The organism is Nonomuraea sp. NPDC050643 (genome assembly GCF_040654715.1).
GTDB lineage: Bacteria > Actinomycetota > Actinomycetes > Streptosporangiales > Streptosporangiaceae > Nonomuraea.
In genome coordinates this window covers 157,056-171,986 of the sequence record NZ_JBFAIM010000021.1, presented here as the reverse complement: position 1 = coordinate 171,986, position 14,931 = coordinate 157,056, and the positions used below count along the sequence as shown (strand labels likewise).

The 14,931-nt window shown below is 70.8% G+C and carries 12 protein-coding genes; 4 read left to right on the top strand and 8 right to left on the bottom strand.

Annotated features, from left to right (window positions below; all coding sequences use genetic code 11):
* Positions 1 to 59: 59 nt before the first annotated feature.
* From AB0I15_RS28365 to lon, 4 genes are all read right to left on the bottom strand, one after another.
* On the bottom strand, positions 60 to 896 hold the full coding sequence (locus tag AB0I15_RS28365; RefSeq protein ID WP_358101770.1) for a MetQ/NlpA family ABC transporter substrate-binding protein: 837 nt from the start codon (positions 894 to 896) through the stop codon (positions 60 to 62).
* A 9-nt stretch (positions 897 to 905) separates the two neighbouring features.
* On the bottom strand, positions 906 to 1,562 hold the full coding sequence (locus AB0I15_RS28360; protein WP_358101768.1) for a methionine ABC transporter permease: 657 nt from the start codon (positions 1,560 to 1,562) through the stop codon (positions 906 to 908).
* A complete protein-coding gene (locus tag AB0I15_RS28355) occupies positions 1,559 to 2,512 on the bottom strand; it encodes an ATP-binding cassette domain-containing protein (RefSeq protein WP_358101766.1) in 954 nt (317 codons plus the stop codon). The genes AB0I15_RS28360 and AB0I15_RS28355 overlap by 4 nt, the downstream gene beginning before the upstream one ends.
* A gap of 581 nt (positions 2,513 to 3,093) precedes the next feature.
* Positions 3,094 to 5,451 (bottom strand): endopeptidase La, encoded by a 2,358-nt coding sequence (gene lon, locus AB0I15_RS28350; RefSeq protein WP_358101764.1) that lies wholly within the window; start codon positions 5,449 to 5,451, stop codon positions 3,094 to 3,096.
* Between the two features lie 1,047 nt (positions 5,452 to 6,498).
* Between lon and AB0I15_RS28345 the strand changes: the two genes are divergently transcribed.
* Entirely contained in the window at positions 6,499 to 7,860 is a 1,362-nt protein-coding gene (locus AB0I15_RS28345) for a histidine kinase (protein ID WP_358101762.1), read from the top strand.
* The gene (locus AB0I15_RS28340; protein WP_358101760.1) at positions 7,857 to 8,516 is read left to right on the top strand and encodes a response regulator transcription factor; all 660 of its coding nucleotides are present in this window, start codon (positions 7,857 to 7,859) and stop codon (positions 8,514 to 8,516) included. Before AB0I15_RS28345 ends, AB0I15_RS28340 begins: the two co-directional genes overlap by 4 nt.
* 560 nt (positions 8,517 to 9,076) lie before the next feature.
* On the opposite strand, the gene AB0I15_RS28335 is transcribed toward AB0I15_RS28340, so the two are convergent.
* Positions 9,077 to 9,979: a helix-turn-helix transcriptional regulator gene (locus tag AB0I15_RS28335; protein ID WP_358101758.1), complete on the bottom strand. Its 903-nt coding sequence runs from the start codon at positions 9,977 to 9,979 to the stop codon at positions 9,077 to 9,079.
* Positions 9,980 to 10,067: 88 nt separating this feature from the next.
* On the opposite strand from AB0I15_RS28335, the gene AB0I15_RS28330 reads away from it, so the two are divergent.
* Positions 10,068 to 10,448, top strand: a complete 381-nt coding sequence (locus tag AB0I15_RS28330; RefSeq protein WP_358101756.1) for a nuclear transport factor 2 family protein — start codon at positions 10,068 to 10,070, stop codon at positions 10,446 to 10,448.
* A 69-nt stretch (positions 10,449 to 10,517) separates the two neighbouring features.
* A complete protein-coding gene (locus AB0I15_RS28325) occupies positions 10,518 to 11,903 on the top strand; it encodes a phenylacetate--CoA ligase family protein (protein WP_358101754.1) in 1,386 nt (461 codons plus the stop codon).
* Between the two features lie 112 nt (positions 11,904 to 12,015).
* Here AB0I15_RS28325 and AB0I15_RS28320 read toward each other — a convergent pair whose 3' ends face one another.
* From AB0I15_RS28320 to AB0I15_RS28310, 3 genes are all read right to left on the bottom strand, one after another.
* The gene (locus tag AB0I15_RS28320) at positions 12,016 to 12,963 is read right to left on the bottom strand and encodes a DUF5829 family protein (RefSeq protein ID WP_358101752.1); all 948 of its coding nucleotides are present in this window, start codon (positions 12,961 to 12,963) and stop codon (positions 12,016 to 12,018) included.
* An 83-nt stretch (positions 12,964 to 13,046) separates the two neighbouring features.
* A complete protein-coding gene (locus AB0I15_RS28315) occupies positions 13,047 to 14,051 on the bottom strand; it encodes an Lrp/AsnC family transcriptional regulator (RefSeq protein WP_358101750.1) in 1,005 nt (334 codons plus the stop codon).
* Between the two features lie 19 nt (positions 14,052 to 14,070).
* Entirely contained in the window at positions 14,071 to 14,922 is an 852-nt protein-coding gene (locus AB0I15_RS28310) for an alpha/beta hydrolase (RefSeq protein WP_358101748.1), read from the bottom strand.
* Positions 14,923 to 14,931: the final 9 nt, after the last annotated feature.

The window sequence follows — 14,931 nt, the reverse complement described above, 5'->3', positions numbered from 1 at the left end:
GCGACCTCGTCGCCGAGGCCGCGGCTCCGGAGGGAGGGCCGGGCGGCCCGCCCCTGGGGTCACGCGGCGGGGATGACGGAGCCCTCGTACTTCTGCTTGATGAAGTCCTTGACCTTCTGGTCCTGCAGGAGCTTGCCGAGGGTGACCACGTTGGCGTCCTTCTCGTGGCCGGCGGGGACGACGAGGCCGTTGACGTACGGGTTGCCCTCGGTCTTCTCCAGCACCAGGGCCTGCGTGGCGGGCTTGAGCCCGGCCTCGATGGCGTAGTTGCCGTTGATCACCGAGGCGTCGACGTCCTCGAGCGAACGCGGGAGCTGGGCCGCCTCGAGCGGCTTGAACTGCAGGTTCTTCGGGTTCTCCGCCACGTCGCGCTCGGTGGCCGCGGTGCCCACACCGTCCTTGAGCTTGATCAGGCCGTTGTCGGCGAGCAGCTTCAGTGAGCGGCCCAGGTTCGTGGCGTCGTTCGGCACGGCCACGGTGGCGCCGGAGGCGAGCGCGGAGACGTTCGTGATCTTCTTGGAGTACAGGCCCAGCGGCTCCAGGTGCACCGGCGCGACGAAGGTCAGCTTGGTGCCCTTGGAGGCGTTGAAGTCGTCGAGGTAGGGCCGGTGCTGGAAGTAGTTGGCCGTGAGCTGGCCCTCCTGGAGCTGCACGTTCGGCTGCACGTAGTCGGTGAACTCCACGACCTCGAGCTTGAGGCCGGCGGCCGGGGCCAGGTTCTCCTTGACGAAGTTGAGGATCTCCGCGTGCGGCACCGGGTTGACGCCGACCTTGAGCACGGTGTCGGCCGACTCGGCGGCCTTGGCGCCGGTGCCGGTGGTGGCGGATTGCGACGTACCGCATGCGGCGAGCGCCAGGGCCAGCGCGACGGCACCTACAAGGCGATGAACTTTCATGATTTTTCCTTACTTGTGCGATAGGCGCCGAGCGACCCAGTCGCCCAGGCTCTGCAGGAGTTGCACGATCACGAGGAGCAGCACGACGGTCACGATCATCAGCAGCGTCTCGAACCGCTGGTAGCCGTACCGGACGGCCAGGTCGCCCAGCCCGCCCCCGCCGAGCGTGCCGGCCATGGCCGAGTAGCCGATGAGGGCCACCACGGTCACGGTGAGCCCGGCCACCAGGCCGGGCAGCGCCTCGGGCAGCAGGACCTTGCGCACGATCGTGGTCCGGCTCGCTCCCATGGCCTGGGCGGCCTGCACCACGTCCGTGCCGACCTCCCTGAGCGCGGTCTCGACCAGCCGGGCGAAGAACGGCACGGCACCGACGGTCAGCGGCACCACGAACGCGGCGGTCCCGATCGTGGTCCCGACGACGAGCCGGGTGAACGGGATGATCGCGATCATCAGCACGATGAACGGCAGCGACCGCCCGATGTTGACCACGAACCCGAGCCCCGACTTCAGCGCGGGCAGCGGCCGCAGCCCGTCCCGGTCGAACGCCACGAGCGCCACGCCCAGCGGCAGCCCGAGCAGCAGGGTGAACAGCGTGGACCAGCCGACCATCTGCGCGGTCTCCAGCGTCGCCGGGCCCAGCAGCGGCAGCATCTCTTCCCAGGTCACGCGGCCTCCTCGACGATCAGCCCGGAATCACGCAGGTACGCCAGCGCGGCCGGGGCCTCGGTGCCCGCCAGCTCGACCCGCAGGCGGCCGACGGAGCCCCCGGCCAGGTCCTCGATCGAGCCGCCGAGGATGCTGAGGTCCACGTCGAACTTCCGCACCACCTCCGACACGACCGGCTGGCGCGGATCCCCCGTGAACGTGAGCGTCACCGAGCCGGCCGGCGCCGGCTCGGGCAGCGGGAAGATCTCCCTGGTCAGGCGGGAGCCGGGGGTCTTGATGAGATCGGCGATCGCGCCGGACTCCTCGATGCGGCCCCCGGACATGATGGCGACCGAGTCGCAGACGGCCTTGACCACGTTCATCTCGTGGGTGATGAGCAGGATCGTCAGGCCGAGTTCGGCGTTGAGCCGCTTGAGCAGGGCGAGGATCGACTGGGTGGTGGCCGGGTCGAGCGCGGAGGTGGCCTCGTCCGACAGGAGCACGTCCGGCCTGCCGGCCAGCGCCCTGGCGATGCCGACGCGCTGCTTCTGTCCGCCGGAGAGCCGGTGCGGGCGGTCCTTGCCGCGGCGGTCCAGGCCGACGAGCTCGAGCAGCTCGCCGACGCGGCGTTCGCGCTCGGCCCTGGGCACGCCCATGACCTCCAGGGGGAAGGCGATGTTGCCCGCGACCGTCCGGGACGAGAGCAGGGCGAAGTGCTGGTGGATCATGCCGATGCGCTGCCTGGCGCGGTTGAGGTCGCCGCTGCCGAGCGCGGTCAGGTCCTGGCCGGCGACGGTGACGGTGCCCGCCGTCGGGCGTTCGAGCAGGTTGACGCAGCGCAGCAGCGTGCTCTTGCCGGCGCCGCTCTGGCCGAGCACGCCGTAGATCTCGCCTTGGCGCACGTGCAGGTCGACGCCGTCGAGTGCGACGGTCGTGCCGTACTGCTTGCGCAGGCCTGAAGCCTGGATCACGGAATATCCCCACGACTGAGAGCGGCCACCGGTGAGGCCGCGGAAACGTACATCACTGCAAGAGAGAGGCCGGGGTCAGCGGGTGCCCGGGGGGAACGGCAGGTGACTCAGCCTGCGCAGCACGAAACCAGGTGTGATCATGATGACCTTCGAGGAGAACGAGGGTGGACGATGTGCTTCTAGCGGGCCGGCATTCGCCCCGTACACATGCCTCGACAGCCGGCGTCCCGGTGGGAGCCGTGGTCTGTCGCGTATGCCTCGTTCACGCCGTTGTTAACGGTCAGGTGATATCCCCCTATTCCCGGTCTGTTTCGTGATCCACATCACGTGGCGGACGGGCGGGCCGGATGTCGTCGCGCGGACGGCTCGGGGGTCACCGCGCGGGGGGCTCAGGGGTCGCCACGCGGGGGGCCGGCTGGGCGCGCGTCACGGCGGCCGGCCCTGTGGCGGTCAGCGGGCGTCTTCCTGGAGGCCACCGGCCATGTGCGGCGGGTGGCGGGTTCGGCGGCGGAGCCGTACGGGATGGGCTGGGGTTGGACATGGGACTGCCCCATCCGGACGGATGGGGCAGTCGGGGGCGGTCAGGCGGCCACGGTGGAGGCGACCTGAGCCGGCGCGAGCGCGATGTCCAGGACCTCGCGCACGTCGCTCACCGGGTGGATGGTCAGCTCGTTGCGGACCTCCTCGGGCACGTCGTCCAGGTCCGGCTCGTTGCGGGCCGGGATGAGGACGGTCGTGATGCCCGCGCGGTGCGCCGCCAGCAGCTTCTGCTTGACGCCGCCGATCGGCAGGACCCGCCCGGTCAGCGAGATCTCGCCGGTCATGGCCACGTCGCCCCGGACGAGCCGGCCCGACAGGAGCGAGGCCAGCGCCGTCGTCAGCGTCACGCCGGCCGAGGGGCCGTCCTTCGGCACCGCGCCCGCCGGGAAGTGGACGTGCACCGAGCGGTCCTTCAGCGCGGTGACCGGCAGCTCCAGCTCCGCGCCGTGCGAGCGCAGGTAGGACAGCGCGATCCGCGCCGACTCCTTCATCACGTCGCCGAGCTGGCCGGTCAGCGTGAGCCCTGTCTCGCCGGTCTCCGGGTCGGCCAGGGACGCCTCGACGTAGAGCACGTCGCCGCCGGCTCCCGTGACCGCCAGGCCCGTGGCCACGCCGGGCACCGAGGTGCGCTGCTTGGCCTCCGGCAGGGACGACTCCGGCACGAACCTCGGCCGCCCGATGTAGCCGACCAGGTCGTCCTCGCCGACGGTGACGGGCAGCTCGCCCTTGGCCGCGACCTTGCGCAGGATCCGCGCGACCGAGCGCTCCAGCGAGCGGACGCCGGCCTCACGGGTGTACTCGGCGGCCAGTCGGCGCAGCGCGCCGTCCTCGAGCCCGACCTCGTCGGAGGTCAGCCCCGCCAGCTCGAGCTGCCTGGGCAGCAGGTGGTCGCGGGCGATCGCGACCTTCTCGTCCTCGGTGTAGCCGTCGAGCGTGACGACCTCCATCCGGTCGAGCAGCGGGCCGGGGATGGCCTCGAGGACGTTGGCCGTCGCCAGGAACAGCACGTCGGACAGGTCGAGCTCAACCTCGAGGTAGTGGTCGCGGAACGTGTGGTTCTGCGCCGGGTCGAGCACTTCGAGCAGGGCGGCCGTCGGGTCGCCGCGGTAGTCGGCGCCGACCTTGTCGACCTCGTCGAGCAGGACGACCGGGTTCATCGAGCCGGCCTCGCGGATGGCGCGCACGACGCGGCCGGGCAGGGCGCCGACGTAGGTGCGGCGGTGGCCGCGGATCTCGGCCTCGTCGCGTACGCCGCCGAGCGCGACCCGGACGAACTTACGGCCCATCGCACGGGCCACGGACTCACCCAGAGACGTCTTGCCGACTCCGGGAGGGCCGGCCAGGGCCAGCACGGCGCCGCTGCGACGGCCGCCCACCACGCCGAGCCCCTTGTCCTGGCGGCGCTTGCGCACGGCCAGGTGCTCGATGATGCGGTCCTTCACATCGTCCAGGCCGGTGTGGTCGGCGTCGAGGACAGTGCGGGCGCCGGTGATGTCGTAGTTGTCCTCGGTGCGCTCGTTCCACGGGATGTCGAGGACGGTGTCCAGCCACGTGCGGATCCAGCCGGTCTCAGGGGACTGGTCGGAGGTCCGCTCCAGCTTGTCGACCTCCTTGAGCGCGGCCTCGCGCACCTTCTCCGGCAGGTCGGCGGACTCCACGCGGGCGCGGTAGTCCTCCTCCTCGGTCTCGGAGTCGCCGTTGAGCTCCTTGAGCTCCTTGCGCACGGCGGCGAGCTGCTGGCGCAGCAGGAACTCGCGCTGCTGCTTCTCCATGCCCTCCTGGACGTCCTTGCGGATCGTCTCGGCGACGTCGAGCTCGGCGAGGTGCTCGCGGGACCACTCGATCAGCCTGGCCAGCCGCTCGGCCGGGTCGGCGGCCTCGAGCAGCTCGACCTTCTGCGCCGTGCTCAGCCAAGGGGTGTAGCCGGAGCTGTCGGCCAGCACCGAGGGGTCGTCGATCTGGTTGACCTGGTCGACCACCTGCCAGGCGCCGCGCTTCTGCAGGATGGTGGTGGCCAGGGCCTTGTACTCCTTGGCCAGCTCCTGGGCGCGCTCGCCCGCGGGAACGGTGTCGATCGTGTCGGCCTCGACCCACAGTGCGGCGCCGGGACCGGTCGTGCCGGTGCCCACGCGAACACGGCTCACGCCGCGGACCACGGCGGCGGGCTCACCACCCGGCAGCCTGCCGACCTGCTCCACCACGGCCTGCACGCCGACGGCGCCGTAACGGCCGTCGATCCGGGGAACGAGAAGGACCTGCGGCTTGTTGCCACCGGATGCACGTGCCGCGTCTATGGCGGCGCGCACCTCGGAGTCGGACAGGTCCAGCGGAACCACCATGCCCGGCAGGACGACCTCGTCGTCCAGCGGCAGGACCGGGAGGATCAAGCTCTCACTCATGCGAACTCCAAAGGGTTGAGTTACACCGGCTCAACTCATCGGAGTCCGGGAGTGTTCCCTTCATTGCCGATGTTCGCTCACGGCGATCGTAATCATGTAAGCAGTACCTGTGGGTGAGGCTGGGGATCAAACCCTGGTGTGATGCCTGGAAGGGTTGGCGCTCGTAAGCTTGATCAGGTGATTCTCGTCCAGCGCGCCCGCGAGCTCGCCCGGGCCCTCACCCGCCGCCACCCCCGGCCAAGCCCCGACGGCTCCGGCGCCGGGCAGGGCGACAGGTCCGCCGCCGCGCCTGACGAGGTGCCTGGCGACGTGCCGGCCAGCGGGCCTGGCGGGGTGCCTGACGGGGTGCCTGACAGGGTGCCTGACAGGGTGCCTGACAGGGTGCCTGGCGGGGTGGCGGCCGACGGGCCCGGCAGCCGGGCGCGGCAGGCCCGCGATCACGACCCCGGCACCCCACCCGCCCTCGCCCCCCACAACCCTCCCGGCCACACACCCCACGCCTTTCTCAACCTCACCCCCGACACCGACCCCCGCACCCCACTCCATCCCACGCCCGACGCCGACCCCCACCCGTCCGGCATCGACCCCCACCCGTCCGGCAGAAACCTCCGCACGTCCGGCGGGGGTCTCCGCACGTCCGGCGAGGATCTCCGCACGTCCGGCGCCGAATCCCACACACCAGCCAGCCGCACGCCCCACATACCATCCAGCGACACGCCCGGCACCGGGCCACACACGTCACTCAGCCCCACAACCAGCACCGACCCCCACACGGCATCCGGCCGCACACCCGACACCGAGCACCCCACATCACCCAACACCACAACCGACACCGGCCCCCGTGCATCGCCCGGCCCCACAACCGGCGCCGAGCCCCACACGGCATCCAGTCGCACGTCCGACACCGGGCCCCACGCATCACCCAGCAGCGCAAGTGGCACGGGTCCCCACGCATCGCCTGGGCGGGGGTTTGGCGCGTCCGCTGGGCGGGTTGGTCGGGGGATTTTGGGTCGCTTTGGGAGTGGGCGCGGTGGTGGGGACGGGGGGATGGACTGGCGGGACCGGCCGGCGGGGCGGGTCACGTGGGCGGTGCTGAAGGCGTTCGGGATGGCGTTGTTCCAGGGCGACGCGGATCCACCGCCGAGTGCGCGACGCCTGACGTTCGCGGTGCCGCGCTGGCTCGGCGTGCTGGTGCCGGGCCGGACCTACAACCTCGTCCAGGTGGCCGACCTCGTCCTGGCCTTCTTCCTCTACTGGCTGACCATCTCCATGGTCTTCGACTGGAACACCGACGCCGCCAACGCCCTGGCGTCGGGCAAGAGCGAGACCGGGCCGGTCGCCCTTCTGTTCGTCTACCTGACGGGCATCGGCGTCTCGCTGCCGATCGCCCTGCGCGACCGATGGCCGCTGGCCGCCTGGCGGACCGCGATCGTGCTGCTGCCCGTCGTCCTCTGGGTGGAGCACACGCTCGCCGGCAGCGAGCCGCCCTACCCCGTACCGGCGATCATGATGTACCTGCTGGTGCTCTACTCGCTCGCCGTGCGCTGCGACCGGCGGATCACGCTGGCCGTCTGGGTGTTCACGGTGCTCGCCGTCTGGATCGTCCACCCCGACTCGATGGCGCTCACGACCGTCATCGTGACGGTCGCGGTGCTGTTCGGCTACAACGTGCGGGTGCGGCGCACCGCCACCGCACGGCTGGTGCAGGAGGTGCTGCGCACCGAGCAGGCGGAGAGTGCCCAGGCGGTGCTGGCCGAGCGGGCCCGCATCGCCAGGGAGTTGCACGACGTGGTGGCCCACCACATGTCGGTGATCGCGATCCAGGCGGAGGCGGTGCCGCTCAAGGCGGCGGGCGATCCGGTGCAGCTCGAGATGGGCCTGGCCGAGATCCGGAGCCTGTCACTGGAGGCGATCGCCGAGCTGCGGCAGGTCCTCGGCGTGCTGCGCGACCAGGAGGGCCGTACGGACACCGCGCCGCAACCGGGGCTCGACCGGATCGACGAGCTGGTCGCCAACGCGCGGGCCGCCGGGCTGGCCGTGCTGGTCAAACGGCCCGACTCGTTCGGCGGGCTGCCGCCGGCCGTGGGGTTGTCGGCGTACCGGATCGTGCAGGAGTCGCTGTCGAACGTGATGCGGCACGCGCCGGGCGCCACCGTCGCCGTGGACATCGCGCGTAAACGGAACCAGCTTCGGCTGCGCATCGCCAACGGGCCCGGCACGGAGCGCACCCCCGCCACCGCCCCCGCCCCCGGCACCGGACATGAAAGCGGGCACGGCGGCGGGCAGGGGTTGGTGGGGATGCGGGAGCGGGCGGCGTTATTGGGTGGCACGCTCGATGCGGGGCCCGCCGACGGCGGAGGCTTCGAGGTGAGCGCCACGCTGCCGATCATGGAGAGGGAGAACGCTTGATCCGGGTTCTGATCGCCGACGACCAGGGCATGGTTCGCACGGGTTTCACCGTGTTCCTCAGCGCCCAGCCGGACATCGAGGTCGTGGGTGAGGCGGCCGACGGGAGGGAGGCCGTGGAACGGGCCGCGGAGCTGGCTCCCGATGTGGTGCTCATGGACGTGCGCATGCCGGTCATGAACGGCCTCGAGGCGACCAGGCTGCTCCTGACGCGCGGCGACATCGCGCCGAAGGTGCTCATTCTGACGACGTTCGACCTCGACGACTACGTCTACGAGGCGCTGCGGGCGGGGGCCAGCGGGTTCCTGCTCAAGGACGCCTCGGCCATTCAGCTCGCCGAGGCGGTGCGGGTGGTCGCGGCCGGGGAGGCGCTCATCGCCCCGGCCATCACCAAGCGGCTGATCACCGAGTTCGCCCGGCTCGGCGGTCCCCGGTCCGCGTCGAGCAGGCGGTTGGAGGAGCTGACCGATCGGGAGTCGGAGGTACTCGCCCTGGTCGCCCAGGCGCTGTCCAACCAGGAGATCGCTAAGCGGCTGTTCGTGGCTGAGCAGACGGTCAAGACGCATGTGGGGCGGGTGCTGATGAAGCTCGGGCTACGCGACCGCGCCCAGGCGATCGTCTTCGCGTACGAGACGGGCTTGGTCCGGCCCGGGGAGTGACGACGCTCTGGGAGATCGACCTGGCCATGCCGTTGCCAGATCTGCGCCTTCGCGATCGCCTGATCCATGCGCTTGCGATCACCGAATCCGCGCCTTGGTGATCACCTGATCTGTGCGTTTGCGATCGCCTGGTCCGTGGCTTCGCGATCCGATCGCTGCGGACCCGGCAGACCGGCCGCCCGACCGGCTCGTGGCGCGCTCCCACACGGGCATCGGTGCCGCCTGTTCTGCTGCTCCGCTGTTCCGGGAGTGCCATGTGCGGCCCTGTGGGTGCTCGAAGGTGTGAGCGTCAAGATCAGCCGTCAGGATTGGACGGCGGGATTGAGGGACGGGTTCAGAGGGCGGACGGCGGGGCCAGCCGGCGGGCGGCGGCGGGGCCAGGCAGCGGTGGGGGGTGGCGGCGGGGCCAGGCGGCGGCTTGCGGGGTGGGGTCAGGTGCCGGGTGGCACGTTGTGGCGGTGGCTTCGTGCTCTTGGCGATCCGGGCCGGGGCTCACCACGGGCCGTGGCTTTCCGCCGGGCGGGGTTCACCACGGGCCGTGGCTTTCCGCCGGGCGGGGTTCACCACGGGCCGGGGCTCACCTCCGGGCGGGGCTCACCTCCGGGCGGGGCTTTCTGGGGGGTGGTGGCCTTGGTGGTGTGGTTTGTTGTTTCGGTTATCGGGGGGGTTGGGTTGTTGGGTGTTTGGGAGGGGTGGGTTTGGAGGTGGTGGGCGGTTTGGGGGTTGGCCGGGAAGTAGGCTTCGACGGCGATCTCGTTCAGGGTGATGTCGAAGGCCGCGCCGAACGTCGTGATCGTGTTGACGAAGCAGAGCTCCACGCCTCGATGCCGGATCCGGATGGGCAGGGCGAGGTCGGCGGGGTCCAGCGGCGACAGCTCGCCCGCCGGACCGTACGACAGCAGTTCCTCGTGCAGCGCGCTCAGCTCCGGGTCGCCGGTCTGCGCCACCTGCCGGGCCAGGCGGGTCAGCAGGAAGCCGCGTACCTGCTGGAGGTTGAGCAGGCGGGGTGCGAACCCCTCCGGGTGCAGGCCCAGCCGCATCATGTTGACCGGCGGCGTCAGCAGTGCCTCGTCGACGCCGTCCAGGAAGACCCCCAGCGATCGGTTGGCGAGCACCAGGTTCCAGCGGCGGTCCACCACCAGCGCCGGATACGGCTCGTGGCCTCGTACGATCTGCTCCAGGATGTCCCGCGCGCCGGCCAGATCCGGGTCCTCGAGGGGACGCTGCCGGAAGATGGGCGCGTGCCCGGCGGCGACCAGCAGGTGGTTGCGTTCGCGCAGCGGGATGGCGAGGTGCTCGGCCAGGTGCAGGACCATCGCGCTGCTGGGAATGGTCCGGCCGGTCTCCACGAAGCTGACGTGCCGGGCCGAGACGTCGGCCTGGATGGCCAGGTCGAGCTGGGTGAGTCCGCGCCGGTGCCGCCACATCCGCAGTAGCTCGCCGACCGGTCGATCATGGTGCATGTGGCGAGTATGGCCGGGCGCCGGTGGTCCTGGCGATGACCTGCCATGTAATCGACAAGCCGGACGGGCTGCTGGGACGGTCGGTGGCATGAACGACAACACTCAGGCACAACGCGTCAAAGACCTGGTCCTGCGGGGGTTCGCGGAGTTCGCGGCAGGCAACGTCGGCATCCTGCGCACACTGCTGCGCGAGGACTTCGTCGAGCACAGCCCGGGAAACCCGTCGGGGCGGGAGGCGTTCATCGAGTTCATCGCCCAGGCTCCGGTGGCCGGGTCGCGGCTGGTGCTCAAGCGGGTCATCGCCGACGACCGGTACGCCGTGGTGCACTATCACATGGTGCCTCCCGGCGATGAGCGCGGCGTCGCGGTGGTCGACATCTGGCGGCTGGAGGGCGACCAGATCGTGGAGCACTGGGATGTCGTCCAGCCGGTGCCCGAGCCCGCCGAGATCCCGAACGGGATGTTCTGAGGCGGGCCATCCCCGCCGACGCGGTGAGCCCAGGTTCCGCTCCCCAGGCCCGCGCCGTACAGTCGGCGGATGGACCCGGTTGAGCTCTTCCATCAGGTGGCGGCCACCGTTCCCGCCTACGGCAGGTTTCTCGCGGACCAGCAGGTCGATCCCGGAAAAGTCCTGACATTGCAGGATTTCGCGGGCCTGCCCATGACCACGAAGGACAACTACACCCGCCGCCATCCCCTGCCCGACCTGTGCAGAGATGGCGTGATCGGGGACATGATCGCCGTGTCCTCCGGTTCGACCGGGGTGCCGTCCTTCTGGCCGCGCTCGGCGGCCGACGAGCGGGTGATCGCCGAGCGCTTCGAGGAGGTCTTCAGGGACTCCTTCGCCGCCCGCGAGCGGCGTACGCTGGCCGTGGTCTGCTTCGCCCTGGGCACCTGGGTGGGCGGGCTGTTCACCGTCAACTGCTGCCGCCACCTGGCCGAACGCGGCTACCCGATCACTGTCGTGGCCCCGGGCAGCGACCGACGGGAGATCCTGCGCGTCCTGCCCGAGCTGGCCCCGCACTTCGACCAAGTGGTGCTGCTGGGCTATCCGCCGTTCCTGAAGAACATCATCGACACCGAGGACCTCCCCTGGGCGGCCTGGGACGTCAAGCTCGTCACGGCGGGCGAGGTGTTCAGCGAGGAGTGGCGCGCGCTGGTCGCCGAACGGGCCGGAATCGCCGACCCCGTACGCGGCATCGCCTCCCTGTACGGCACCGCCGACGCCGGAGTCCTGGGCAACGAGACCCCGCTGTCGGTCGAGATCCGCCGTTTCCTGTCCGCCCGCCCCGGCACGGCCAGGGAGCTGTTCGGCGAGTCCAGGCTGCCGACGCTCGTCCAGTACGACCCCGAGGTCCGCTTCTTCGAGGAGCACCAGGGCACCCTGCTCTTCTCGGGCGACAACGGCGTCCCGCTGGTCCGCTACCACATCGCCGACGAGGGCGGCGTGCTGGCGTACGGGGAACTGCTGGACTTCGTGCGGCGGCACGGCTTCGAGCCGAGGGAGCCGGGACCGGAGCGCCCCTTCGTGTACGTCTTCGGGCGCGGCCACTTCACCGTGTCCTACTACGGCGCGAACGTCTACCCGGAGAACATCGCGATCGGCCTGGAGCAGCCGGAGGTGAGCGGCTCGGTGACCGGCAAGTTCGTCATGGAGGCGGCCGAGGACGCCGACCGCGACCGGCACCTGATCGTGACGGTGGAGCTGATGCCCGGCGAGAAGCCCTCGGACGGGGTCGCCCAGGCGGTGGGCGCGTCGATCCTGGCCCAGCTCCTGCGCCTGAACAGCGAGTACGCGCGCTACGTGCCGGCCGCCCAGCAGGCGCCGTTCGTCCGGCTGCGCGAGGCGGGCGACCCGGAGTACTTCCCGCCGGGCGCCAAACACCGCTACACGCGCCAGGAGGCCGCCCCTGCGGAGCCGTGAGATTCACGCGCGATGACGACGCCCGGCCGGCGGCGACGATCGAGAGATCGAAAGGTCGTCGCCGCCGGCCGGGCGCGTGGAAAAGGTGCTACAGGCCCCTACCGCGTGGTCCTCACTGCGGGGCGTCGAAGGTCCACTCGGCGCGGGCGCCCGGGCCGACGGCGAGGGTCGAGCGGCCGATGCGCTCCTCGTGCCGGGTCTCCACCGCGCGGTTGAGCGACATGGAGACCTGCTTGAGCCCAGCCTGCTCACGCGCGACCGAGTCGAGCTGGATGGTGGTGCCGCCGCTCGACGCGATGACGCCGCCGCCCGTGACCGTGACGTCGAGCCCGCCCGCCTTGAGCAGCGGGATCGTGTTGGCGAGGTCGCGCGCCGGGACGCCGATGCGGATGTAGGTGATGTCCCGCATGAGACGGTCGGCGTAGGTGTCGGGCAGGTAGCGCTCGCGGCTGACGTCACCGGTGTGGCTCGCCGGCTCGGTCTGGCTGCGCGGGTCGGCGAAGTACTCCTCGAAGTACTCCATCGCCCACGGGTCGAAGGCCTCGTACTGCTCGCCGGTGGTGCGGATGGTGTCGAACCACGGGATCGGGACGCCGTCGCCGAAGTCGCGCGTCTGGCGGTACTTGGCCGGGTCGCTGATGCCCAGGGCGGCCAGCTCGGTGGTCACCTTGGCCAGGTCGCCGGCGCGCTCGGCCGAGACGGCCAGACCGGCGGAGCCGTAGAGGGCGTCCTGGCCGGGCAGGTCTCCCTCGCTGAACAGCTCGATGTAGGTCTCGCGGCCCTTGAGGTAGCGGCCCTTCCAGGTCATTCCGCCACCGGTCGTGGTGCGGACCTCGAAGTTGGCGAAATCCCGCAGGTAGGCGGAGTTCTCAACGGCGTCGGCCGTCTCCCGGTCGACGACGCTGTAAGCGTGGTTGTAGTACAGCAACTGCTTCTGGGCCGCCGTCTGGGCCTGGTCGGCCTGCGCGGTCCCCGCGCCGCCCGTGATCGCTCCGGTGAGCGCGACCGTGCAGGTCGCGGTAAGGGCGGTGATCATCCGTAATGTCCGGCGAATCAGCATGGAGGTGATCTTAGATCGAGGATGATCACCTTCACTATTGGTTTGACAGGATCCGTACAGCGATTGTGGCGATCTTATACCGATCATGTGGCGAGCCGGCCCGACAGGGCGGCGGCGATGCGGTCCTGCGCCCAGGGCACCATGAGGAAGCCACGCTTGACGGTCAGCACCTGCACGCCCGCCGTCCACGACTGGATGCCGGGCACCGAGGCCAGTGTGCGGGAGGTGAAGTGGTGGATGTCGGCCGTGGTCGGCACGATGACCTCGCACATCAGCGACGCCTGCCCGAGCATGGAGGCGATCATCCGCACGCCGCGCTCGTTCGACAGCCGCTCGGCGACGCTGTCCTGCATGCTGGGCTCGACCGACAGCCAGAACAGGATCTCCGCCTCGTAGCCGAGCGCCGCCGCCGGGATGAACGTGGTCACCGTGGCGCAGCCGCGCTCCAGCATGGCCTCCAGCCGCCGCCTGGCGGTGCTCTCGCTGATGCCCAGGCGGCTGCCGACCGACTGGAAGCTGGCCCGCCCGTCCTCCTTCATCGCCGCCAGCACCTCGCGGTCGACGTCGTCGAGGTGGCCGCGCTCGCAGGTGTGCGCGGGCCGCCGCAGCGCGAACGACGCCGCCTGCTCCCCCAGCACCGGGACGCTCCAGTCGTAGCTGACCTTGTGCGTGTGCAGCACCAGGTCCGCGTTGCTCTGCTGGGCCCCGGGGATGGTGTGCACGAAGTCGACCAGCATCGAGTAGAGGTCGCGGTGCTTGGGCGCGACCAGCTCGAAGACGATGTCGTAGCCGCCGGTGACGATGGTGACGTAGCGGATGTCGGGGTTGTCGGCCAGCAGGCCCGCGACGCGGAGCTGGCTGCCGGGCGCGCACGTCAGCCGCACGATGAACACGTGGACCGGCCCCTCGTGCTCCAGGTGGGGCAGCACCGCCACCCGGGCCAGGCCCGCGCCGAACAGGTGCTGGGCCCGCCGCGCCACCGTGGTGGTGGAGATGCCGAGCATCTGGGCGATGTCGGTCCAGCTCGCCCGGCCGTTCACGTGCAGGGCGGCGAGGATCTTGCGGTCGAGGTCGTCGAGATCTTCCATCGGGGGCATCATCGCGCGTTCAGTGCCGTTCTCGCACCCCGCCGAGCGCCCGATCGAGGAACGTCCGGACGGTGGCCTCCCACAGCTCGGCCTCCTCGACCTGCGGCGAGTGGCCGGAGCGTTCGAAGACGCGCAGCTCGGCGTCCGGGATGAGGCCGGCGATGGTCTGGCTGCACTCCACGGGCGTGATCCAGTCGTGGCGGCCGACGGTGACCAGCGTGGGCGCGGTGATGCCCGGCAGGAGGTGCTTGATGTCGTAGTTCGGCTGGTTGACGGCGAAGGCGTAGTTGTGCGTGGCGTAGTGGTAGGGCGTGGCGGCCACGCGCCGTTCGACCTCGACGGGGTCGTAGTCGTGGTCGTAGAGGGGCAGGATCTCCCGCCAGCAGTCGCGCAGGTCGTCGTCGTCGCGCACAGTGCCGGACATGACGCGCTCCAGCTTGTCGCGGTCGATCGTGACCCGGGAGGAGGCGGCGGCGTTGCGGGTGGCGAGCTCCTGGTTGGCGTTGTCGGCGGAGGTGTCGCGCAGCACGACGGCGGCGACCCGGGAGGGGTGGCGGGCGGCGTACTCCATGGCGATGAAACCGCCGTACGAGCCGCCGGCGATCACCACCCGCTCGGCGCCGAGCCATTCGCGCAGGCCCTCGACGTCGGCGACCCACTGCTCGTGCGTGAACGGGCCGTTCTGCCCGCTCCGTCCCGAGCCCCTGGCGTCGAAGACGACCACCCGGTACGCGTCCGCCAGCCGCCCGAAGCTGGCCTTGGGCTCGGACGACGAGCCGAGCCCCGGCGCGCCGTGGTGGGCGATGATCGTGTGCTCGCCCTCCCCCAGGACCTCGACGTTGAGCTCGTTGCCGTTGATGTGGACGAACAAGGGTTCCCC

Coding starts and splice junctions, on each gene's coding strand:
- AB0I15_RS28365 (WP_358101770.1), bottom strand. CDS start 896: ATGAAAGTTCATCGCCTTGTAGGTGCCGTCGCGCTGGCCCTGGCGCTC.
- lon (WP_358101764.1), bottom strand. CDS start 5,451: ATGAGTGAGAGCTTGATCCTCCCGGTCCTGCCGCTGGACGACGAGGTC.
- AB0I15_RS28345 (WP_358101762.1), top strand. CDS start 6,499: ATGGACTGGCGGGACCGGCCGGCGGGGCGGGTCACGTGGGCGGTGCTG.
- AB0I15_RS28335 (WP_358101758.1), bottom strand. CDS start 9,979: ATGCACCATGATCGACCGGTCGGCGAGCTACTGCGGATGTGGCGGCAC.
- AB0I15_RS28330 (WP_358101756.1), top strand. CDS start 10,068: ATGAACGACAACACTCAGGCACAACGCGTCAAAGACCTGGTCCTGCGG.
- AB0I15_RS28325 (WP_358101754.1), top strand. CDS start 10,518: ATGGACCCGGTTGAGCTCTTCCATCAGGTGGCGGCCACCGTTCCCGCC.
- AB0I15_RS28320 (WP_358101752.1), bottom strand. CDS start 12,963: ATGCTGATTCGCCGGACATTACGGATGATCACCGCCCTTACCGCGACC.
- AB0I15_RS28315 (WP_358101750.1), bottom strand. CDS start 14,051: ATGGAAGATCTCGACGACCTCGACCGCAAGATCCTCGCCGCCCTGCAC.